The sequence below is a fragment of the Streptomyces tricolor genome, assembly GCF_002155905.1.
Lineage (GTDB): Bacteria > Actinomycetota > Actinomycetes > Streptomycetales > Streptomycetaceae > Streptomyces > Streptomyces tricolor.
The window spans coordinates 301-598 of sequence record NZ_MUMF01000792.1 but is presented as its reverse complement, the minus strand read 5'-3'; the positions used below and the strand labels follow the sequence as shown (position 1 = coordinate 598).

At 74.2% G+C, this 298-nt stretch carries 1 pseudogene; it reads left to right on the top strand.

The window, feature by feature from the left end:
• Positions 1-298, top strand: a pseudogene (locus CCN44_RS46970) (diaminopimelate decarboxylase); the annotation flags it as partial.

Sequence of the window (298 nt, the reverse complement as noted above, 5' to 3'; positions counted from 1 at the left end):
GCCGACCGCTTCGGCACCCCCGTCTACGTCCTGGACGAGGCCGAGGTCCGCGACCGCTGCCGCACCTACCGGGACGCCTTTCCCGACGCCGGCATCCTGTACGCGGCCAAGGCGTTCCTGTGCCGCGCGATGGCCCGCTGGGTGGACGAGGAGGGCCTCGGCCTGGACGTCTGCTCCGCCGGCGAACTCGAACTCGCCGTCACCACCGGCTTCCCGCCCGAGCGGATCGTGCTGCACGGCAACGCCAAGTCGCCCCGCGACCTGGACACCGCCCTGCGCCTCGGCGTCGGCCGCGTCG